The sequence below is a fragment of the Streptomyces sp. NPDC041200 genome (genome assembly GCF_055591805.1).
Genome location: NZ_JBVIZF010000051.1, coordinates 1 through 22,963, shown reverse-complemented (window position 1 = coordinate 22,963; position 22,963 = coordinate 1). Strand labels below are relative to the sequence as shown.

The window sequence follows — 22,963 nt, the reverse complement described above, 5'->3', positions numbered from 1 at the left end:
GGGTCAGGAGTTCCAGAATCCTTGTTGCTCGTCGAAGGGAGACATGGAGCTGAGCACTCTCCGGGCGTCCTCAGGGGAGCGGCCTTGGCTCAAGAGCGCTTCGTACACTTGGCGGGCGATGTCGACGGTCTCCGGAGCGGCCGGCCCCGGGCCGCCGAAGGGTTCAGGGTCGTCGACCGTGTCGGTCTCGTGGAGCATGCGGAGAGCCGTGACCGGGACCGTCTCCTCAAGGAGGCGGATCATCGAGCGGACGGCGTCCGGATTGCCGACCCGGTCGTCCACCGCTGTCTTCACCAAGGGGTGTTTTCTGTTGATGCGCAGAACGATCCGGCCGTCGTGACGCTTCACGTTCCAGGCGAACTTCAGGGGGTCACCGTGCGACCGCGACACCACCTGACCACGCTGTCGTGTGGAACGGGAGGCCGCCTCGCGCGTGTATCTGGCGATCCTCTCCAGGTGGCGACGCAAGGAAACAGGGGGAACCACACTCGCCTTGCGCACGTCCACGCCCCACTCGGCGTCAGCCTCCGCAGGGATGTCTACGGCGATCCGCGCAAGGTTGTACTTCTCCTCGCGTCGCAGGCCGCGGATCCCCAGCCAGTCACCGGCCAGGATCAGGCGGTCACGGCGATAGACGTAGAACCCCTGCTGCCCCAGCCATCCCCTCTTCCCGGCAGCCGACTCGTACTCGGCTTCCGAGAGACGCTGTGCCGTCGGGAGGACGAAGGGCTCCACGCGAACCGACTTTGACCCAAGTGGCAGAGGCTCCCAGGGGATCCGCTGTACCGACGGGTGGGTGGACAGGAACGGGTCCCACGGGGAGAGTTCAGAGCCGCGCACCCGGATCCGGCAGCGGACCGGACGCTGTAAGAACCGGGCGAAGACCATCGAGAGGTGGTCTTCGGTATGGTCCGCCTCCGCATAGAACTGGGCCTGCGTCTTTTCGTCGTCGCTGGTCACGGTGGTGTTGTGGTAGCCGGAGAGCTGCTCCCACAGGACGACGGTCCCGTGAAGCATGCTTCCCGCAATCCGACGCAGGAGGGTCGTGGTCGTATCGCCGGGGTCACGGAGGAGCCGCCACTGCTTGTAGTGCTCCACGACACCGAGGTCCCACGTCCGGACGTGCCAGGCCCCATCCCTGACTGTGGCGACGGTAAGCCTGCGACACTGGGAGAAAGAGGCGGACTTCAGCCCCACACCGAAGCGGCCGAGATCGGTGGCACTCCGTTCGGCGGACGGACCGCGGGCCGCCACCGTCATGGCGGTCACTAACTCGGGCTCCGTCATCCCCTTGCCGTCATCAGTAACGGCGATCCAGGAACTCTGTCCGTCCCACGTGAAGTCGACGCCGATGTTCTTGGCCTCTGCCGAGATGCTGTTGTCCACAAGATCTGCGACGGCAGCGGGAAGCGAGTAGCCGAGTGAACTGAGCGATGCCACCATGCCAGCAGGATCGGGAGCGGCGACGTCGAAATCCATCTTCACGCTCCGTACCCGGTGCACCCGGTCAGTCCTGTGCGGCTAATTCGTCTGTGCGCTCCGCGGAGCGGCATGTGACAGGACTTCTCGGACATCGTGCGGTGAGTACCCTGCTACTCGTTCCGCGACAGCCGAAATCCCCCGTTCGGAGTATGGTACCGAAAGGGGCTTGTCGGGCGTAGGTGACCTCGGTGGAAGGGGCCGCCAACTTCGTTAGGTATGACACGTACGCCGTTGAGTTGCCTGGCGCGGCCTAGAAGTTTTGGGCTCCAGGCCACCCGGGGGGTCAACAGCATGCGGTGGTCAGAGCCACGAGCCCGGTAGCGATGAAGGGCGCTGGCGGTGGTGTCCACGAATTCCTCGGGGATGGCATCTGCGTCGATCCAGGGGACTTGGGCGTGCTTGCCGGGCTCTCAATTTTGGGGTTTGCCGGTCCAGTCGTGGGCTGAGAAGACGACGGGCAGAAGCCGTTGGGAGGCTCGACTCCGTAGGCTCTGCCGATGATGTCGTCCACCTTGAGGGACTCCGGCTTCACCATCAGTGCCGGTCTCCTCGTAGGGTTTTCCGGACCGCGCTCTGCGTTGATGGGTTCACCGGATCGCTCTTGCCGACCGGCAGGTTCCACATGCCCTATGCGAACGTGGCGTTCTGGTTGCGTTGCAGCAGGACGACCCGGTTGGTGGCCTTGTCATGGACGATGACGGCAACGGCAGCAGGGTCACGGATTCGAGGGCCGCTGCATGAATCCCTGGGAGTGGCGTCCTCTTGCTGGCGCCTTCATCACTGTCCAAGGTGCGCACTTGGACCAATCGGGCTGGGTCAGGAGTGACCGTGTGGGCCTGCGGGGCCGTACGGGGCCGGGGCCGGGAGTTGTGGGGCGGACGACGGGGGGAGTGCGTACGTCGGGTGCGGGGCCTGCTGGGTGTACGGGGGCTGGGAGCCGTACCCGGAGCCGGGGGAGCCGTAGCCGTAGCCACCGTACGGCGGCGTCGGCCAGTACGGCGGGGGGATCGGGCCCTGGGGTGGGCCCGGGTAGGGGAGGGGGAGGGAGAGGGCCGCGTGGGCCAGGGCCGGGTGGGCCGTTTCGCGGCGTTCCCACAGGGCGTCGAGGAGTTCCCGCTCGCGCGTGGTGAAGTCCGGGCCCGCCGTGCCCCGGTACGCGCGGCGGCGCAGGAAGGCGAGGGAGGTCGCGGAGGCGATGTACTCGCCGACCGTGCGGGCCGCCGCCGCGCCCTGGGTGCGGCGGGCGAGGTCGCGGGCGATGCCGCGGGCGCGCATCGAGGACAGGGCGAAGGGCTCGGGCGGGGTGAGCCACCCGGCCGCTTGGTAGGCGGTGAGCTGCTCGCGTACGGTGCGCAGCTCGGTGTTGCGGGACCAGATGGTGAGCCAGGTCAGCAGCCCGAAGACGGGGACCATGAACGCCGCGTAGACGATGATGAAGCCGTAGCCGCCGAGAGTGGACGAGCCGTTCCAGAGGCCGTGCAGGACCATCGCGGCCATCAGCGCCGCGACCGGCAGCAGGACGCGGCGGGTGCGCTGGTGCGCGGCGGCCGCGGCGGCCAGGCCGAAGCCGACGCCGGTCATGGAGGTGAACAGGGGGTGCGCGAAGGGGGACATCACCCCGCGGATGAAGAAGGTCGCGGCGGTGGTGGACCGTATGCCCGAGTAGCCGAATTCCTGGTCGCTGACGAAGGCCGAGCCGAGGTAGAGGATGTTCTCGGTGAAGGCGAATCCGGTGGCGGTGATTCCGGCGACGACGACCCCGTCCACGATCCCGTTGAAGTCGCGTCGTCGGAACACGAAGAGGAGGAGGACGGCCGCCGCCTTGGCGCTCTCCTCCACGAACGGCGCGACGAACGTGGCGCCCCAGGTGTCGGCGTCGGCCTGGCCTCCCGGGGACGAGGAGTCGGCGACGGTGGTCATGAGCCACTCGGTGGCGAAGCCGTTCGCGATGAGCGCAACCAGCGTCGCGGCGCACGCGCCCCAGGCGAAGGCGAAGATCAGGTTCCGCCAGGGTTTCGGGTCGACGCGGTCCAGCCAGCGGAAGACCGAGATGATCAGCGGTACGGGCAGCACGGCGAGGCCGAGCCCCACCAGGAAGCCCTTGGTGCCGGTCTGCTCGCGGACGAGGGCCAGGATGACCAGGCCGGAGAGCGACAGCAGTCCGATGAGCGCGGTGGCGCGGAGCGCCTTGTTGTCCCAGAGGCGGTTGAGAAGGCTGGTTCTGCCCCACGGCCCCGGGAGACCGGGGTGTCCTGGGTGTCCCGGCTGTCCTGGGTGTCCCGGGTGCGCCGGGTGTCCCGGGTGCGGCGCGTGGGGCCAGCCTCCCGGAGCGGCCACGCCGTCGAACCACGGCTGCTGGTCGTACGGCGTGACCGGCGGATCGGGCGGCTGGTGGGGGGACGGGGACTGATGCACTCAACCGACCCTAACGAACGGGGGTGTGGCGGACTGCGGGATTGTCCCCATCCGCGCAGGGGCGCTATGCGTCGTTGCGACGGAAGATCAGGTCGTGGACGATATGTCCCTTGTCCAGCCCCTGGGACTCGAACTTGGTGAGCGGGCGGAAGTCCGGGCGCGGGCTGTAGCCGCCGTCGGGCCGGGTGTTCTCGAACGACGGGCTGGCGGTCAGGACCTCCAGCATCTGCTCCGCGTACGGCTCCCAGTCGGTCGCGCAGTGCAGCAGCGCGCCGGGGCGCAGCCGGGTGGCGGCCAGCTCGACGAACTCGGGCTGGAGCAGCCGCCGCTTGTGGTGCCGCTTCTTGGGCCAGGGGTCCGGGAAGTAGACGCGCAGCCCGGAGAGGGCGGCGGGCGCCAGCATCTCGCGCAGCAGGATGATCGCGTCGCCGTTGGCCACCCGGACGTTGGACAGTCCGTCGCGCTCGGCGAGGGCGAGCAGATTGCCCTGGCCGGGGGTGTGGACGTCGACGGCGAGGATGCCGGTGCCGGGGTCGGCGGCGGCCATCCGCGCGGTGGCCTCGCCCATGCCGAAGCCGATCTCCAGGACGACGGGGAGGTCCGGGTCGCCGAAGAGTTCGCCGAGGTCGAGGCGGTGCAGCCCGTCGATGTCCAGCCCCCACTGCGGCCAGAGGCGGCGCAGCGCCTCGCCCTGGCCGACGGTCACCCGGCCGCGGCGGGGGCGGAAGGAACGGATGCGGCGCTCATGGTGCGACCCGGCCGGATCGGCGGCGGGCCCCCCGGGGAACCGCGGCTCGCCGCGGTCGCGGGCGGGGGCGGGCACGCCGCGGTGGCGCTCCGCGTGGGCATCGGGGGCGGTGGAGTTCTCGGACACAGTGCTTCCGATTCTACGGGCGGGGGCGTGACCGGCGGGCGGCCCCACTGCCGGGCCCGCTGGGCGGCGCCGAGGTGGTTGCGGCCACCGGTCGTAGCCGGTCTGCACCGGGCGGGCCCTGGGGGCCGGGGGGGGGCGGTCGGCGCCTGAGGGCCGGGGGCGGTCGGCGTCGCGGGCCCCCGGCGCGTACGCCGACGACCGCCGCGGTGCCGTATGGCGCGCTCGCCGGCGCCGCCGCAGTGCCGTAGCCGCCGTACCGGTCGCCGGCGCGGGCGGACGGCAGCGGCCGCCCGGTGCCCGCTACGGGGCGGAGGCCACCGGGCCCGGCGCCCGCTACCGGCTGGAGGCCGCCGTGAGACCGCTCACAGCGCCTCCAGGACCCGCCGTGCCACCTCGCGGCCGATCGGGAGGGAGGCGGTGGCGGCGGGGGACGGGGCGTTGAGGACGTGGACGACGCGGGGGGACTGCGAGATCAGGAAGTCGTCCACGAGCGTGCCGTCCCGCAGCACCGCCTGGGCGCGCACCCCGGCCGGGGCGGGTATCAGGTCGTCGGGGGTCACATCCGGCAGCAGCCGGCGGACGGCGTCGGTGAAGGCGCGCTTGGAGAGGGACCGGTGCAGCTCGCCCGCCCCGTAACGCCAGTGGCGGTGGGCTATCCGCCAGGCGCCCGGGTACGCCAGCGTCCCGGCCAGCTCGCGCGGGCGGACCGTGCGCCAGGTGTAACCCTCGCGGGCGAGCGCGGGCACCGCGTTGGGCCCGAGGTGGACGCCGCCGTCGATGCCGCGGGTCAGGTGGACGCCGAGGAACGGGAACGCGGGGTCGGGCACCGGGTAGACCAGACCGTTGACCAGGGACGTACGGGACGGCACCAGCTCGAAGTACTCACCGCGGAAGGGCACGATCCGCATGCCCGGGTCGTCGCCCGCCAGCCGCGCCACGCGGTCGCACTGCAGCCCCGCGCAGTTGACCAGGGCCCGCGCCCGCAGCACCGTGCCGTCCGCTGTGCGGACCGCGACCGCCGTCGAGCGGCGGCCGATGCGGGTCACCCCCGCCCCGTACCGCACGGACGCGCCCGCGTCCCGCGCGAGCCGGGCCAGCTGCGCGGCCACCGCGCCGTAGTCACACACCCCCGTCGTGCCGACGTGGATCGCGGCGAGGCCGCGCACCCACGGCTCGTACTCCGCTATCTGGGCGGGGCCCAGCTCGCGCACCGGGATCCCGTTCTCCCGGCCGCGCTGGACCAGCGCGTGCAGCCGCGGCAGCTCGGAGCGCTCGGTGGCGACGATGAGCTTGCCCGTCACCTCATGGGCGATGCCGTGCTCGGCGCAGAACTTCACCATCTCCGCCGCGCCGCGCACCGCGAACCGCGCCTTGAGCGAGCCAGGTCGGTAGTAGATCCCGCTGTGGATCACTCCGCTGTTCCGCCCGGTCTGGTGGCGGGCCGGGCCCGCCTCCTTCTCCAGCACGGTCACGCGGGTGCCGGGCGCCGCGCGCGTGATCGCGTACGCCGTCGACAGGCCGACGATCCCGCCCCCGATCACCAGCACGTCGCAGTCCACCGCCGTCACGCCATGCACCTCCCCACGCGCCACAACCGACCGGTCGCCCGACCCCTCCGGTCGCCCGACCGTCGATCCCTATCATGACCTGCGCCACTGACAGCGGCCCGAAACCCGTGCGGTGCCTGGGATCCGGGCAGATCCGGACGGGTGCGTGAAGATCACGCGGGCTTTGCCCGAAGCTCACGCGAGGGTCACCGACACCGGCTCACCGCCGTCAGCCTCGTCACTGCCACACCACCGACACCGCCGAGAGCCCCTCACGCCGGTGCCACCAGCAGCGGCCGGGCCCGCTCCCGCAGCTCCGCCACCCGCGGCTCGTCCCGGTACGCCTCCAGCCGGTGCATCAGGTCGCGTACGTACTCCGTGGTGCGGGCGGACGAGATGCGGTTGGCGACCTCCACGGCCCGGGCGCCCGCCGCGCACGCCGCGTCCAGGTTGCCGGACTCCAGTTCGGCCACGGCGGAGACGACGAGCCGCAGCCCGTGGGACCGTACGAACTCCTCCGTCGGCCGGGCCAGCGCCTGCTCGGTGAAGCGCCGCACCTGGCGCGGCAGCCGCAGGTCGCGGTAGCACTCGGCGGCGTCGGCCGCGAACCGCTCGTGGCTGTAGAAGTCGAGCCAGGACGGGTCGGAATCGCCCGCCCGGGACCGCTCCAGCCAGCCCTCGGCGGACTTCAGCGCCGCCCCGCAGGCCGGGCCGTCCCCCGACTTGGCCTGGGCGCGCGCCTCGACCAGCCGGAAGAAGCTCATGGTGCGGGCGGTGGCCAGGCCTCGGTTGCGCTCCAGGGCGGCCTGGGCGAGGTCCACGCCCTCGTCGGCGAAGCCGCGGTAGGTGGCCTGCAGGCTCATCGACGCCAGGACGTAGCCGCCGAGCGGGACGTCGGCGGCGGCGCGGGCGAGCCGCAGCGCCTGGATGTAGTACCGCTGGGCGGCCTCCTGCTGGCCGGTGTCGAAGGCCATCCACCCGGCCAGCCGGGTCAGTTCGGCGGTGGCGCCGAAGAGGGAGCGGCCGACCTCGTCGCTGTACGAGCCGAGCAGCAGCGGTGCCGCGTCGACCCGCAGGCATTCGGGGACCATGGAGGAACGCCAGTCGCCGCCGCCGTACTTGGAGTCCCAGCGGCGCGCGTCCTCGGCGGCCTCGCGCAGCTTGGTGACGTCGCTGTGGCCGACGCGCTGCGGTAAGGCGTCGGCGCCGCTGCCGCCCGCGCCCGCCGCGCCGTCCGCTTCCTCGGCGTCCTCCGGCCCGCGGGCGACCGACGTGTCGGCCGGGGATATGAGCCAGCGGGAGGCGGGGGTGGCGTACGCGCTGACCGCGAAAGATCCGGCCAGGCTCTGCCAAATACCCACCCCGCCACGCCGACCCGCGAGATCAAGCCGGTACAACTCGGTCGCGGAGCGGACGGCCTGGCCGATGTCGCGCGGGAACGCGAGCCCGACCTCGGGGGCCGGATCGGCGTCGGCGAGGCCGATCTCATGGAGTGGGACGGGGCGGCCGAGTTTGCTCCCGATAGCGGCCGCAATCAGATGGGGCGCGGCGCCCTGGGGCACCATGCCCTTGGACACCCAACGCGCTACGGACGTCTTGTCGTAGCGAAGGGTCAGGCCACGCTGGGCGCCGAGGTCGTTGACTCTGCGCGCGAGCCCGGCATTGCTGATCCCAGCGAGGGCGAGAACGGTGCCGAGCTTCTCGTTCGGCCCGCGTGGCTCCCTGGACATGCGCACCCCTCGACAGCACCGACGGCCGCCCCGGCATGGGCGCGGGGCATTCGTAAACCCAGCGTAGTTCGCCGCATCCCGACCGTTAAGAGGTGGTGTCCCGGATGGCGAGATTCTTGTACGAACGGGCGTGCGGGGCGTGACGCGTGCTCCCGGTGTGTGTGGCTGTGCGCCCGTGTGTGCGCTCTGTCTCAGTCCCGGCGAGAACGTTTCGATGGGACCTGCGTGGGTCGGCCCGCTGTACTGGATCCAGTGGGCTGGGGGACGCCGCCGCCTCATTCCCCGCGGGTGGCGGAACGGTCCGGGAGGCGGAAGCCGCCTCCCGGACTGTCGTGTTGGGAAGACGTGGAGGCGAGCGACGGCGAACGGCGCGCGGCGGTCCGGATGTTGGCGGGGCATCCGCAAGACCATCGAGCGCGCCACGGCGAACTTGGCCGGATATCGCCGGTCAGGGCCGGGCTCCCGCGGCGGGCCGGGGAGGGGGAGGCCCGGCGCGGGAAGCCCCTTCCGCCGTCGGCGGGTTGGCGTCGGCCATGTCGTACGCCGTGGAGTTGCCCTCCGGCCACGCGTTGGCGTCCGCGTCGTACACGCCCCGGCGTCTGCCTCGTACACGTCGGCGTCCTTGCGCTGATGTGCGCCCCAGTCGTGGCAGCATGGGCCACGGCGGAACGGTGCGTCGTGACCGGTGGCGGTTCCCTTCTGGGCTTCCAACGGACGGCTGCCCGCGGGGGCCGTACCGTGTGATCAACTCCTGGAATTCCCGCGGCCATCTGCGGTCATACGCAGTCAAGGGACATCCAAGAGATCCACGTAGTTGTCCGGTTCGATGTCGAAACCGTCAACATGCTGTGCATGATGGCACCTACTTCTTGGTTGCCCTGGATGCCCACAGCCTGTGGAGGCGGCGATGCGGTGGTTGGTGGGGTGGAGCAGTACCGCATCCGGCCCGGTCCCCCCGGAAGGCCGTGCGATCCAGCCGGTCGGTGCCCAGCTCCTGTGGTCCGATCCCGATCCGCTGTGGGCGGTCGGCGACTGGCGGCCCGACGAGGTACGCGTCGTCCAGGCCGACCCCTTCACCCGGCTCGCCGTCTTCGGCTGCTGCGGCGCCACCGACGAGGAGCTGCGGGTCGGCCTGTTCGCCGCCCGCGGCGGCGCCCTGCGCCACCTCACCGCCTGGCCCGGCAGCTACACCGCCGTCGCGCAGGTCGGCCGCCGCATCACCATCGCGGGTGACCTGGCCGGGGCCCGGCCCGTCTTCCACACCGACTGGTCCGGCGGCACCGCGTACGCCACCGCCGCGCTCCCGCTCGCCGACCTCATCGAGGCCCAGCTCGACGTCAGCCACCTCGGCGCGCTGCTCGCCTGCCCCGACTCCCCGGAAGCCGTCGGCGACGGCACGCCCTACATGGGCGTCAGACGGGTGCCGCCCGGACACGCGCTCGTCCTGCGCGACGGCGCCCGCGACATCACCGGCTACGAGCCCACCGCCTCGCTCGCCGTCGCCGCGCCCCCGCTCGACCAGGACAAGGCCGTGGAGGGCGTACGCGACGCCCTGCTCGAAGCCGTACGCGCCCGCCTCACCGCCCCCCGCCACGCCCCCGCCACCGACGGCCTCGACCCCGGCCCGGTCCCCGGCATGGGCCCCGCCGAACGCCGCGCCGCCCGCGGCGCCCCGGCCCCCGGCATCGGTGCCGACCTGTCCGGAGGCAGCGCCTCCGCCACGCTCGCCCTGCTCGCCGCCGGGCTCCCCGGTATGCCCGGCACCCTCCTCGGCCACGGCACCGAGGCCGGTGAACGCCTGCTCGCCGTCACCTTCAACGACCTCGCCACCACCGGCGGCGCCCGCAGCCGCGAAGCCGAGCTGGAGCGCGCGGGCGCCATCGCCGCCAACCCCCGGCTGCACCACGTGGTCGTCGCCGGAGGCGAAGAGGCCCTCCCGTACGCCGCCCTCGACACCGGCGCCCTCACCGACGAACCCGGCCCCTCCCTCGTCATCGCCGAACGCCACCGCCGCCGCCTCGCCGCGGGCAGCGCCGACCACTTCGTCGGCCACGGCGCCCGCCAGGTGCTCGACGCCCACCCGGCCCGCCTCGCCGATCTGCTGCTCGACCGCCGCAGACGCCATCTGCTGCGCCCCGCCACCGCCCTCGCCAAGGCCGACGGGCCCAACGCCCACTCCTTCTTCGTTCCCTTCACCGTCTACCGCGCCGCCCGGCGGCTGGCCCGCACCTCTTACCAGGACGGCGTGCAGGAAGCAGCCGCGCGCCTCCTGGAGCGCCGATTCACCGACGACGGCGCGGGCGTGGCCGCGGGCGCCGTCTCCGCCTCCCTCGCCTCGCTCGCCTGGTGCCGCCCCGGCCCCGCCGCCCGCTGGCTCACCGGGGAAGCCCTCGCCGAGGTGTCCGTACGCCTCGAAGAGGCGGCGCTGCGCCCCGCCCTCCTGCGCCGCCCCGGCGAACGCCGCGCCGACGCCGCCCTCGCCCGCTACGCCGCCGACCACCGCGTCTTCGAACAGGCCGCGGAGGTGCGCAGCCAGCGCCTGCACGCCCCCTTCCTCGACAACCAGGTCGTACGCGCCTGCCGCGCGCTCCCCGAAGCCCTGCGCGTCCAGCCCGGAGCGCGCGCCTCCGTTCTGCGTACGGTCCTCGCGGGCGCGGGCATCCGCGACCTCCCCACCGGCTGGGGCGCCACCTCCCACGCCGCCCACTCCGCCTCCGTACGGGCGGGCCTGCGCACCTGGCTCGGCGACCTCGTCACCCTCTTCGACGCCCCCCTCCTGGCCGACGCCGGACTCATCGAGGCCCGCGTCGTCCGCAAGGCGCTGCGCGCGGCCTCCGAAGGCGAACGCCTGCCCCTGGACGGCCTGGCCGAACTGGTCTCCACCGAGGTCTGGCTACGCCGCCTCCTCTCCCGCCGAGGCACCTGCTGGACCGGCACGGCAGCCCCCCGCCAACGCGCGGTAGCGGGCGGAGTGGTGCCCCGCCCGTCGCTGTGACGCGGCTGCGCCGCGGGTCGGGCGCCGGGCCGCCGGGCCTTGCTGGCGCGTGCTCCCGCGCCTGCCGTTCGCGCCGGGCTGGGCCCCGGAGCGGCGGTCGGCCGCGATGCTGTCGCGTTGCGGGGTTCGGCGCTGCGGTGCCGCCCCGGGCCGCCGGAGGTGGCTGCCGTGCTCCTGCCGGTACGTGCTCCTGCGCGTGCTGGTGGCGCCGGACTGGGGTTTCTGGAGTGCGGATCGGTTGTGGTGCCGCCGAGGTGCGGGCCTCGTGCTGCGGGCTCGGCGTTCCGGGCCTCGCGACTCGGACCTGGCGCCGCCTCAGGCCCGCGCCTCGCGCCGCGACTGCGGTGCTGCCGCGTTGCGGGTTGGGGGCTGCGGTGCCGCCCCGGGCCGCCGGAGGCGGCGGCCGGGCTTGGCGCGCCTGCTGGTCGCGCCGCGCCGCGCTTGGCGCTTTGGGCCTCCGGTCTGGTGTCTTGCACTGCGGGCCTTGCGTGGGGGACGCCGTGGCTGCGGCCATGCGGCCATGCGGCCATGCGGCCATGCGGCCATGCGGCCATGCGGCCATGCGGCCATGCGGCCATGCGGCCATGCGGCGTGGGACGCCGCTGCGGTGCCGCAGGGGCGGGCGATTCGCCCGGGGCGAGCCGCCACGTCGGTGCGCGCCGCCGCGCCGCGCCGGGCTTCGGGCGGCGGCCGACAGCGGTGGGTGCGGGTGGGCTGGTGCGGTGCCGCCATGGTGCTCGGACGCCGCAGCGGCCCTCGGGATCCGCGTCGACCACCGGGACCGCCGTGCCGCACAGCCGCAGGCCAGGCGGGCCCTGGACGTCGTACCCGGCACCGGACCGGACCGGACCCGTCCGGCGGCAGAGGCGGGGGCGCCCAGCCCGGGGCGGCTGATATGGCGGTGCGTTGCCGGGCCGCCGGGACTACCGTGGCGTCGGACCATCAGCCCGACCGGGGCACGGCGTGCGGCGTCCCGTGGACGACCGCGTGCCGGCTGTGCGACCCGCTCGTGATGGAGTGTCCCCTTCCGCGGCAAACCCAGGAGAATGACCGCCGTGCGGTATCTCATCCTCGGCACCACCGAAGCGCGCGACGAACACGGGAACCCGCTGTCCCTCGGCGGGCCCCGGATCCGTGCGCTGCTCGCCGCGCTCGCCCTGCGTGCCGCACGTCCCGGGCCCATACCCGTCGACGTCCTCATCGACGAGGTGTGGGCCACCGACCCGCCGCACGACGCGCCCGCCGCGCTCCAGGCGCTGGTGGGCCGGTTGCGGCGGGCCATCGGGCGGGAGGCCGTGGTCTCCTCGCCCGGCGGCTACCGTCTCGCGACCGCCGCGCCCCAGGACGACGTCGATCTGCTGCGCTTCGAGCGGCTGGCCGACGACGGCATGCGTGCCCTCGACGCCGGTGACCCCCACACGGCCGCCGCCACGCTCCGGCGGGCGCTCGCGCTGTGGCGCGGGCCCGCGCTCGCCGACCTGCCGGAACGGGACGCGGCCGCCGCCCGGGCCGAGGCGCGGCGGCTGTCGGCGCTGCACCGCCGGATCGACGCCGACCTGGCCCGCGGCCGCCCGGCGGACGTCGTTCCGGAGCTGCGCGAGCTGGTCGCCGACCATCCGCTTGACGAAACGTTCCACGCTCAGCTGATCCGCGCGCTGCGGGCCGCCGGGCACTCGGCCGACGCCCTCGCCGCGTACGAGGACGTCCGCGCACTCCTCGCCGACCGGCTCGGCACCGACCCGGGCACGGAGCTGCGGGAACTGCACCGGCAGCTGCTGCTGGGCGGGGGCGGGCCCGAGCCGTCCACCGATCCCACCCCGAACCCCGTAGACGCGGACCACCGCGCACCGGCCGTCGACCGCGACCGCGACCGCGGCTACGACGCCGCCCCCGCCCCGGCGCCGCGCGGCAACCTCCGGGCCCGCCTCACCAGCTTCGTCGGCCGCCAGAGCGAGATCGGCGCCATCCGCAGGGACCTGGACGGCTCCCGGCTGCTCACGCTCACCGGACCGGGTGGTTCCGGCAAGACCCGGCTGTCCGAGGAGGCCGCCGCGACCGTGACGGCCGCCTACCCGGACGGCGTATGGGTGGTCGAACTCGCCTCGCTGGACGACGCCTCCGCCGTGCCCGGAGCCGTCCTGAGCGCCATCGGCCGCCGCGAGACGACGCTGCTCGCCTCCGGACTCGACGGCCGGACGACCGGCGGGGCGGCGGACGCCGTCGACCCGGCCACCCGTCTGGTCGAGTACTGCGCCGACCGCCGCCTGCTGCTCCTGCTCGACAACTGCGAGCACGTCATCGACTCTGCCGCCCGGCTCACCGAGGCGCTGCTGGCGCACTGTCCGGGTGTGACCGTCCTGGCCACCAGCCGGGAGCCGTTGGGCGTGCCCGGCGAGACCGTACGGCCCGTGGAGCCGCTGCCACCCGCCCCCGCCCACCAGCTGTTCGCCGAGCGCGCCGCGACCGTACGGCCCGGCTTCGACCCGGCCGGGGACCCGGACACGGCGGCGGCGGTCGCGGAGATCTGCCGCCGCCTGGACGGGCTGCCGCTGGCGATCGAGCTGGCCGCGGCCCGGCTGCGGCTGCTGACCCCGCGGCAGATCGCCGACCGCCTCGACGACCGTTTCCACCTGCTGACCAACGGCAGCAGGACCGCCCTGCCGCGCCAGCAGACCCTGCGGGCGGTGGTCGATTGGTCCTGGGACCTGCTGGACGAGCGGGAACGCACCGTGCTGCGCCGGGCTTCGGTCTTCGCGGGCGGATGGAGCCTGGCCGCGGCGGAGGCGGTCTGCGCGGACGCGGCGGAGGCAGGCCGCGCGGACGCGACGGAGGCGGTCAGCGCGGACGCCGCGGAAGTGGTCTGCACGGACGCGCCGGAGCGTGAGGTCGTGTGCGCCGGTGCTTACGCCCCGGCGCACACCCCCGCACACACCGGCGCCCCCATCGCGCCCCCGGAGGTGCTCGACCTGCTCGGGGCGCTGGCCGACAAGTCCCTCCTGGCCGTCGACCATCCGCCGGGCGGGCCGATGGGCGAGGCCCGCTACCGCATGCTGGAGACGATCCACGAGTACGTCGGCGAGCGGGCCGCCGAGGACCCCGCCGCCCGGGCCGACCACGCCGCCGCCTCGGCCCGGCACATCACCCACTTCCGGGACTTCGTCCGCGCCGCCGAGCCCCGGCTGCGCTCCGCCGAACAGCTGCCCTGGCTGCGCCGCGTCGAGGCCGATCTCGACAACATCCGGGCCGCCCTGCACCGCTCTCTGACCGCCCGCGACGAAAACACCTCGTTCGCGATCATCCTCGCGATGGGCTGGTTCTGGTGGCTGCGCAACTACCGCGACGAGGGCGCCGCCTGGGCTCACCGGGCGCTGACCCTCGACCGCGACCCAGCCGACGAACGAGCCGACGAACGCGACGACAAGCGGGACAGCGCCCGACCGGCCGTGGACATGCCGCCCCCCGTCCCGGACGGCGCCGACGGGGTCGATCCCGCCGCCACCCGCTACTGGCACCGCATGGACCTGCGGCTGCTGCGGTTCTTCCTGCTCGCCGACACCGGCCACGGCCCGGACGCGAAGGACCCCGAGACGCGGCTGATAGCCCAGCGCACGCGTGACGCCTACGGCGGTCATCCGGGTCCGCGCAGCGCCCGCTTCCCCGGGCTGCTCTGGCCGTTCGCCGGATACATCCTCGACGGCCACACCGCGATGATCCCGCTGATGGACGCGACGGTGGCCAACTGCCGCGACCACGGCGACGACTGGGCGCTCGGCGTCGCGCTCATGTTCCGCGCGCACCTCGCCATCGACACTTCGAGCGGCATCGAGCGTGCCGAAGCCGACTACGCCGAGCTGCGCGAGCTGAGCACACGCGTCGGTGACCGCTGGATGCTCGCCCAGGTGCAGAGCGCCGGGGGCGAGATGGCCACGATGCGCGGGCGGCTCACCGAGGCGAGCGCCGCCTACGAGGAGGCGCAGCGGCTGGCCCGGGAGATCGGCGCGCACATCGAGGTGCCGTTCCTCATCACCCGGCTGGCCGACCTCCTCCTCAACGCCGGGGACACCGAGGCCGCGGCGAAGCTGTTGGACCACTCCGAGCAGGAGGCCGAGCGCTGGGGCGCCGTGGACGTCCGGGCCTTCAACCGCCTGATGCGCGGCCATATCGAACTGTTGCGCGGCGATCCGGCCGAGGCGCGGGCGTACTGCGAGGACGCCCGGCGGCAGGCGGTGAAGGCGACTCCGCCGCCGCAGTTCTGGGTCGTGCTGCAGGAGCTGGAGGGGCGGGTCAGCGCCGAGGAGGGCGATCCGCGGGGCGGGCTGCGCACGCTGCGCGACACCCTGCGCCTGGGCGTCGAGGTGGGCTGTACGGAGGCCCTGCTCGCCCAGCAGGCGGACTCCGCCGCGTACATCCTGGTGCGGCACGGACACGCGCGGCAGGCCGTCCGGCTGCTGGGCGCGGCCGACGGCTGGCGCGGGCGGCTGCCGCGCACCGCGCTGGCGCTCGCGGAGACCGGCGAGACCGAGGAGCGGGCGGGTGCGGCGCTGGGCGCGGCTGTGGCCGCGAAGCTGCGCGACGAGGCCGCGGCCCTGACCGTCGACGAGGCCATCGCCCTGCTCGACGAGGTCCTGGCCGCCCCCGGCCAGGGGACGACACCGCCGCGTGCCCGCTGACCGCCCCGGAAAACAGGGCGGCATACGGTCACCCGCACGGGGAAGACGCACGACGCGAACCCGAAACGAACGAGCGAACCCCCCTGCCCGCCGTTCGCCGGGCAGAACGCACCCGGCGAACGGATCGATCAGACGGCGCTTGAGCGGTCAGGAAGCGCTGAGCGAGCAGACAGCGCTGAGCGATCGGAAAGCGCTCAGAAGGTGGCTCCCCCCGGTCACCCCACCGGCCGCGACCGCAGCCCGTCCAGCAGGATGTCCAGCAGCCGGGCCGACGCCGCGGCCTGCTGCGCCGCGTCCGGCAGCGACGGCGCGGCTGTGGCGATCACCAGCAGTACATCGGCGACCGTCACGTCCGGGCGCAGCTGACCCGCGGCCCGTGCCCGCTCGACCAGCTGCCCGACGACCTGCAGCAGGATCGCCGCGCCCGCGTCGTCCGGCTCGCCCTGCGGCACTCCCGGCTCTTCGACCAGCCGCAACTCCGGCTGCGCCGCACCGGCCGACGGCACCGCCGCCGCGGGCACCGCACCCGCCGAAGACACCGCACCTGCCGGTGCCGGTGCCGGGCTGGATAACGCCGCCACCTGCCGCTGCTGCGGAACCCGGATCTCCGTCTCCGCGTCGACCCCGACCCGCAGTACCTGCGGCGGCAGCAACCGGCCCGCGCCGGACGCCACCGAGGTGCGCAGGAACCGGGCCAGCGCGGACCACGGCTCGTTCTCCTGCCCCAGCGCCGCCCGTGCCTGATCGGTCAGCCTGGCCGTCTCCTCCTCCGCTATGCGGCGGACGAGCACGTCCTTGCTGGGGAACCGCCGGTAGACGGTGCCCACCCCGACCCGCGCCCGCCGCGCTACGTCCTCCATCGGAGCCCCGTACCCCAGCTCACCGAAGACTTCGCGCGCCGCACGCAGGACATGTTCCAGATTGCGCTGCGCGTCCACGCGCAGCGGAGTGCTCCGGCCGCCGGTTCCGTCCGAGGACGCGACGGCTGCGGACCATGACGAACCCTGAAGGTGCATAAGTGATCCCCCGGTAATGACGTCTCCCCCCGGAGACTCCCCGCCCTGTCAGCCGGGGCAGTCACAACCCCGACGAAGTACGAACATAGTTGAGCCCAGGTCAAGAATGAAGAGGGTAGGTCGGGACAGACCGTCCCCCAACCGGACCACCAGGCCACCTCACTCCGCGTCCCGGACCGCCCCGCCCCCCGCGACCATGCCTTGACCTGCGCGTATACCCCGCACCGTACCGCTGCCCGGCCCCGGGGCCTCTCCGGACCTCCGGTCACACAATTCGTCGGGGCTGTGGACAAACCGCGATCGCGGATGCCTCATGGGAGGGTGAAGGAACCAGCGCGCATTCTCGTTGTCGGCGGCGGCTACGTCGGGATGTACACCGCGCTGCGCCTCCAGCGGAAGCTCAGGCGGGAGCTGAGGCACGGCGCCGTACAGGTCATCGTGGTCGATCCCGAGCCCTATATGACCTACCAGCCCTTCCTGCCGGAGGCCGCGGCCGGGTCGATCTCCCCCCGCCACGTCGTGGTGCCGCTGCGGCGCGTCCTCGGCGACTGCCAGGTCATCATCGGCGAGGCGACCGCGATCCATCACGGAAAACGCACCGCGACCATCAGAACCCTCGCCACCAAGGAGGAGGGCACCGGTTCGATCGAAGTCCACTACGACGAACTGGTGCTGGCGCCCGGATCCGTCTCCCGCACCCTCCCGGTCCCCGGCCTCGCCGAGACCGGCATCGGCTTCAAGACCGTCGAAGAGGCCATCGGGCTGCGCAACCACGTCCTCGAACAGCTCGACATCGCGTCCTCCACCCGCGACCCCGACGTCCGCGACTCCGCGCTGACCTTCGTGTTCGTCGGCGGCGGGTACGCGGGCGTCGAGGCGCTCGGCGAACTGGAGGACATGGCCCGGTACGCCGTCCGCTACTACCACAACATCGCGCCCGAGGACCTGAAGTGGATCCTCGTCGAAGCCACCAACCGGATCCTCCCCGAGGTCGGAGAGGAGATGGGCACGTACGCCGTCCGGGAGCTGCGCGGCCGCAACATCGACGTACGGCTGGAAACCCGGCTCGACTCCTGCCAGGACCGGGTCGCCGTACTGAGTGACGGCTCACGCTTCCCCACCCGCACCCTCGTGTGGACCGCGGGCGTCAAACCATCCCCCATCCTCGCCTCCACCGACCTTCCGCTGAACGCCCGCGGCCGCCTCACCTGCACCGCGGCGCTGCAGGTGGAGGGCGTGGAGCACGCCTGGGCCGCCGGGGACGCCGCGTCCGTGCCGGACCGCACGGCGGCCGAGCCGGACGCCGTCTGCGCCCCCAACGCGCAGCACGCCGTCCGCCAGGCCAAGGTCCTCGCCGAGAACCTGCTCGCCTCGCTCGACGGCCGCCCGCTCACCGACTACGAGCACAAGTACGCCGGTTCCGTGGCCTCCCTCGGCCTCCACCGGGGCGTCGCACATCTGTACGGCCGCAAGGTGAAGGGCTATCCGGCCTGGTTCATGCACCGCGTCTACCACCTCAGCCGGGTGCCGACCTTCAACCGCAAGGCGCGGGTGCTGGCCGAATGGATCCTGTCCGGCCTGTTCAAACGCGAGATCGTCTCGCTCGGATCGCTGGAGAACCCGCGCGCGGAGTTCAAGCTCGCCGCCGACACCGGACGCCATCCCGAAGCCAGTTGACCCCGCCGGGGCGGAGCCGGGAACTCCCCTCCCACGAACGGCGTCTCACGGATGTCAGTCCGGTCGGCCACACTGGACGTGTGACCATGGGTGGGCTCGTATCTGCAAAGAGTGACAATCGCGAGGATTCGGAAGTTTGCCGCATTCCCCCGGGGGCCATCCCCCGCACCCGCATCCCTCTCCCCGATCCCGCGCCGGCGCGCTGCTCAGCCACCACCCCACGAGGTAACCCGCAGTGAACTTCACGCGCTGGAGCGCCCGGCTCCCCCGAACGCAGCGACGCAGCGCCGCGCGGTCCGACCGCGCCGCGCGGCGTCCGCAGCCCGCCGCGGGCGGGGGCTCCGTCCCGGCCGCCCGCGGCGAGCGCACTGACCCCTCCGCCGCCGGCGAGCCGCCGCCGGGAGCGCCCGGCACCGCCCCGGGCGGCCCGCCACCCGCCGCCGTCCCGACCCTCGACGGGCTGTCCGTCCACGACGTCCTCGGCCAGGTCCCGGCCCTGGTCGCGGTGGTGTACGGCCCCGAGCACCGCATCGCCTACGTCAACGACGCGTACGCCGACCTGTTCGGCCACCGGGCCCGGGGCGTCCCCGCGGGCCAGGCCCTGCCCGAGCTGCGTGAGCTGGGCCTGCTGCCGCTGATGGACCAGGTCCTGCGCAGCGGCACGCCGCGTACGGTCAAGGCGCGGCGCGTCCCCGCGGCGCCCGAGGGCTCGGTGCCCGGGCCGACGACGCCGGGCACCGAAGCCGAGCCCGAGGCGCCCGCCACGGCCTCCGGCCGCTCGCGGCACGGGTACTACACGTTCACCTGCTCGCCCATCGAGATGGCCGCCCCGGCCCACGCTCCGGCCCCCGGCCCGGCCCCCGTCCCCGACCCGGCTCGCGCGCCCGACCCCGTGCCCGCGCCCGCCCACGACGGAGCCGTCCCCGACCCGGCGCTCCCCATCGCGGCGCTCCCCGACCGAGCGGCCCCCGTCGCGGCGCTCCCCGACCAGGCGGTATCCGTCGCGGCCGCGCAGGCCACCGTGACCGCCGCCGCCGAGGCCGCCGCCGAACCGGTCCGCGGCGTCCTCGTCTTCGGCGCCGACGTCACCGACCAGGTCGAGTCCGCCGAGCGGCTGCGCGCCAGCGAGCGGCTGCAGCGCGAGACCGCCGTCACCCTCCAGCGCAGCCTCCTCCCGCAGGAGCTGGAACAACCCGACGATCTGCGGGTCGCCGTCACCTACCAGCCCGGCGGCAAGGACGCGGCGGTCGGCGGCGACTGGTACGACGTCATCACCCTCGGCGCGGGCCGCACCGCCCTCGTCATCGGGGACGTGATGGGGCGCGGCGTCCGCGCCGCCGCCGTCATGGGCCAGCTGCGCACCGCCGTCCGCGCCTACGCCCGGCTCGACCTGCCCCCGCACGAGGTGCTCCAGCTCCTCGACGGACTGGCCGCCGAGATCGACGCCAACCAGATCGCCACCTGCGTCTACGCCGTCCACGACCCCAACGAGAGCCGCCTCGTCTACGCCTCCGCGGGCCATCTGCCGATCCTGGTCCGCGACCCGGACGGCACCGTGCGCCGCGCCGCCGAACCCACCGGCCCGCCGCTGGGCACCGGCGGCTGGCTGCACACCTCCGGCTCCGTCCCGCTCGGCCCCGGCGCCAGCGCCGTCCTGTACACGGACGGGCTGGTGGAGCGGCGCGACAAGGACATCTACGACGGCGTCGCCGCCCTGGAGCGCGTCTTCGCGGGCGCGACCGGCACGCCCCAGGTGATGTGCGACCGCCTCATCCGGGCGCTCGGCATCACGGCCGCGCACGACGACGACGTCGCCGTCCTGGTCCTCCAGCACCCCGCCCGCAGCGGCCATGACGCGGAGCTGTTCCACAACGCCGCCCTCGAACTCCTCGGCGGAGTGGAAGCGGCCCCGCGCGCCCGGGCGTTCGCCTCCGGCGTCCTCGCCAGCTGGCGCTTCCCCATGGAGCTGCGCGACCTGGGCGTCCTCGCCGCCAGCGAGCTGGTCGCCAACTCCCTCCAGCACGGCACGCCCCCGATGCGGCTGCGGCTGCGCCGCACCGACCGGCGCCTGATCATCGAGGTGACCGACGGCGACGACCATCTGCCGCGCCGCCGCCGGGCCGAACCGGTCGACGAGGCCGGGCGCGGCATCTCGATCGTCGCGACCATCGCCTCCTCCTGGGGCTCACGCCGTACACCGGGCGGCGGAAAGGCCGTGTGGTGCGAATTCGCCCTCCCCGCCGGTGATCCATAAGACCTCCGGCGAGGAGGGCGGGCGGAGCGCGGCGGCCGTCAGACCGCCGTGGCCACCGGAGCGGACGACTCCGTACGCGGCGCGGGCACCGAGGGAGCGGCCCCGCGCAGCGGATTGTCCTGCCGCGCCGACAGCCGCCCGCCCAGCCGCAGCGCGAGCACCGATATGCCCAGCGAGCAGACGACCAGCACCGCGATGTACGCCCCGTACAGACCGGCCCCCGCCATCAGCCCGCCGAACGCCGGGCCGACCGCCAGCGCCAACTGCTTCACCAGGGAGAACGCCGCGTTGTACTGCCCCAGCAGGGACGACGGCGCCAGATCGGCCACCAGCGGCGCGACGGTCGGCGACAGCAACGCCTCACCGAGACCGAAGAGCGCGTACGCCGAGATGATCGCGGCCGTGCCCATGACCTGACTGCCCGGCACCAGACCGGCAACCCCGGCCACCACCCACGCGACCGTCCACACCAGCCCGACCAGCGCGATCACCCGGCTGCGCCGCCGCCGCTCGACCAGCTTGAGCACCACGAACTGCGCCAGCACGATCGCCGCCGTATTCGCCGCCAGCGCCACGCCCAGCATCGCGGGCGACACATGGGCGACGTCCACGGCGAACGCCGACAGCCCGGACTCGAACTGCCCGTAGCAGGCGAAGAACAGCACGAAGCCCAGCACACACAGCTGCACCATGGCCCGGTGCGCCAGCAGGGCCCGCCAGCCGCCCGCCCCAGCGGCGGACGCGTCGCTCGGCACCGCGCCGTCGAGCACCGGCCCCTTCGGCAGCCGCACGGTCGCCACCGCGGCACCCAGCACCAGGAACATCACCGCGTCGATCGCGAAGAGCCGAACGAAGCCGTCCGGGGACGAGGTGTCCACCATCAGTCCGCCGAGCAGCCCGCCGACGCCCAGCCCCAGATTGCTGAGGAAGAACTGCATCGCGAAGGCGCGCGACCGGGTCGTGGGTGTCGAGCACCACACGATCAGCGTGGCCAGCGCGGGCTGGATCACGGCCATCCCCGCACCGAGCACCCCGGCCGCGGCGAGGACCAGCGGCTCGCTCTCCGCCAGCCCGAGCCCCAGCGACCCCGCGGCGGAGGCGACCGCGCCCGCGACGGCAACGGACAGCGGCCCCCGCCGGTCGATCACCCGACCGGTGAAGGGGAGCACGACAAGCGCGGCCACCGCGAACATCGCGAGCACCAGGCCCGCCGTATGCGCACCGAGATCCCGCACCTGCGCCACATAGACGAACAGGAACGGGACCGTGAAGCCGTTGCCGAACGCGCTCAGCGCGTTGCCCAGTTGGATCCGGCGCAGCGCTGCGCCCATCGCGGTGGTCACACTCACCTACCTAGGTCGAGAAGGTCGTACGCGGTCAGAAGAAGTCCCCAGAGTCGAGCCCTGAAGACTTCGAAGCTAAAATTCAACGCTTAAGAGTACACGGCGAAGAAGTTCAACGCGAACGACTTCCGTGCCATACTCCGCACATGGCTGAGACCCCCGACCCGGACGACCTGCTGACCCTCGAGGAGCAGATCGCGGCCTACCAGCGCGAGTTCCAGGACCTGGACCCGCAGGTCGAGCAGGTCGTGAACGCCCTGAGCAGGCTGACCCGGCGGATGAACGTCGCCTACAGCAGGCAGTCCTCGACCCTCGGCATCAGCAATGTCGAGTTCGAGGTCCTGAAGGCCCTCGTCCTGTCCGGCCCCCCGTACCAGCTGGGCCCCGGCGAACTGGCCAAGCGGCTCGGCCTCACCCCCGCCGCCATGACCCACCGCATCGACCGCTTGGTGAACGAAGGGCTCGTCACTCGGGAGCGTGATGCGAACAACCGTGTGCGCGTCATCGTCGAGCTGACGACCGGTGGGCGGGAGAAGTGGCTGGAGGCGATGCGCCGGGCGTCCGTCTTCGAGGAAGACCTGCTCCAGGACCTGTCCACCGAGGAGCGCGGCACCCTCGGCGAGATGCTCGCCCGCGTCCTGCGCCGGGTGGAGGAGGCCCAACCGGACGCCGACGGACGGCTGAACGACCTCGGTTGAGGCATTCGGCCGACACGGGTTGACACCGATCAGACCGATCCGTAATGTTCCCCGAGCTGCCACAGAGCCGTAACGGTTCGTAGGTACGCACTCGAGCCGCACCGGCGGCAAACCACTCAGCACGACCCCCAATCGGGAACGACTTCGGCATGCCGAAATCCGGACCGAAAAGCTCGATTATGAGCTTCCGGGGGAATCCGCTAAAGTGGTGGACACGCCGGAAGGCGCGAAACACCCCGCTCCAACAGGGGGCCGGAAACGG

Annotated in this window: 12 protein-coding genes and 1 pseudogene; 5 read left to right on the top strand and 8 right to left on the bottom strand. The window is 73.3% G+C overall.

Going from position 1 to position 22,963, the window contains the following annotated elements:
- Positions 1–3 precede the first annotated feature (3 nt).
- From ACZ6CL_RS39630 to ACZ6CL_RS39605, 6 genes and pseudogenes are all read right to left on the bottom strand, one after another.
- Positions 4–1,479, bottom strand: a complete 1,476-nt coding sequence (locus ACZ6CL_RS39630) for an ATP-binding protein (RefSeq protein ID WP_468945615.1) — start codon at positions 1,477–1,479, stop codon at positions 4–6.
- Positions 1,480–1,784: 305 nt separating this feature from the next.
- A pseudogene (locus tag ACZ6CL_RS39625) lies at positions 1,785–2,225 on the bottom strand (NUDIX domain-containing protein); the annotation flags it as partial.
- A 73-nt stretch (positions 2,226–2,298) separates the two neighbouring features.
- Complete coding sequence (locus tag ACZ6CL_RS39620; protein WP_468945613.1) at positions 2,299–3,897, bottom strand: PrsW family glutamic-type intramembrane protease; 1,599 nt, start codon at positions 3,895–3,897, stop codon at positions 2,299–2,301.
- Between the two features lie 64 nt (positions 3,898–3,961).
- The gene (trmB, locus tag ACZ6CL_RS39615; protein ID WP_468945611.1) at positions 3,962–4,771 is read right to left on the bottom strand and encodes a tRNA (guanosine(46)-N7)-methyltransferase TrmB; all 810 of its coding nucleotides are present in this window, start codon (positions 4,769–4,771) and stop codon (positions 3,962–3,964) included.
- A gap of 362 nt (positions 4,772–5,133) precedes the next feature.
- Positions 5,134–6,339, bottom strand: a complete 1,206-nt coding sequence (gene lhgO, locus ACZ6CL_RS39610) for an L-2-hydroxyglutarate oxidase (RefSeq protein WP_468945609.1) — start codon at positions 6,337–6,339, stop codon at positions 5,134–5,136.
- A 251-nt stretch (positions 6,340–6,590) separates the two neighbouring features.
- Positions 6,591–8,048, bottom strand: coding sequence for an MFS transporter (locus ACZ6CL_RS39605; RefSeq protein WP_468945606.1), 1,458 nt, complete (start codon positions 8,046–8,048; stop codon positions 6,591–6,593).
- 907 nt (positions 8,049–8,955) lie between these two features.
- Here ACZ6CL_RS39605 and ACZ6CL_RS39600 point away from each other — a divergent pair.
- Complete coding sequence (locus ACZ6CL_RS39600) at positions 8,956–11,043, top strand: asparagine synthase-related protein (protein WP_468945603.1); 2,088 nt, start codon at positions 8,956–8,958, stop codon at positions 11,041–11,043.
- 1,055 nt (positions 11,044–12,098) lie between these two features.
- Complete coding sequence (locus ACZ6CL_RS39595) at positions 12,099–15,713, top strand: ATP-binding protein (RefSeq protein WP_468945601.1); 3,615 nt, start codon at positions 12,099–12,101, stop codon at positions 15,711–15,713.
- A 215-nt stretch (positions 15,714–15,928) separates the two neighbouring features.
- Here ACZ6CL_RS39595 and ACZ6CL_RS39590 read toward each other — a convergent pair whose 3' ends face one another.
- Complete coding sequence (locus ACZ6CL_RS39590; protein ID WP_468945598.1) at positions 15,929–16,729, bottom strand: TetR/AcrR family transcriptional regulator; 801 nt, start codon at positions 16,727–16,729, stop codon at positions 15,929–15,931.
- Positions 16,730–17,035: 306 nt separating this feature from the next.
- Between ACZ6CL_RS39590 and ACZ6CL_RS39585 the strand changes: the two genes are divergently transcribed.
- Entirely contained in the window at positions 17,036–18,406 is a 1,371-nt protein-coding gene (locus tag ACZ6CL_RS39585; RefSeq protein WP_468945596.1) for an NAD(P)/FAD-dependent oxidoreductase, read from the top strand.
- A gap of 235 nt (positions 18,407–18,641) precedes the next feature.
- Positions 18,642–20,660 (top strand): ATP-binding SpoIIE family protein phosphatase, encoded by a 2,019-nt coding sequence (locus ACZ6CL_RS39580; RefSeq protein WP_468945594.1) that lies wholly within the window; start codon positions 18,642–18,644, stop codon positions 20,658–20,660.
- 38 nt (positions 20,661–20,698) lie between these two features.
- Here ACZ6CL_RS39580 and ACZ6CL_RS39575 read toward each other — a convergent pair whose 3' ends face one another.
- Positions 20,699–22,003, bottom strand: coding sequence for an MFS transporter (locus ACZ6CL_RS39575; RefSeq protein ID WP_468945624.1), 1,305 nt, complete (start codon positions 22,001–22,003; stop codon positions 20,699–20,701).
- Between the two features lie 146 nt (positions 22,004–22,149).
- On the opposite strand from ACZ6CL_RS39575, the gene ACZ6CL_RS39570 reads away from it, so the two are divergent.
- Positions 22,150–22,701: a MarR family winged helix-turn-helix transcriptional regulator gene (locus ACZ6CL_RS39570; protein WP_468945591.1), complete on the top strand. Its 552-nt coding sequence runs from the start codon at positions 22,150–22,152 to the stop codon at positions 22,699–22,701.
- The last annotated feature ends 262 nt before the right edge of the window (positions 22,702–22,963 follow it).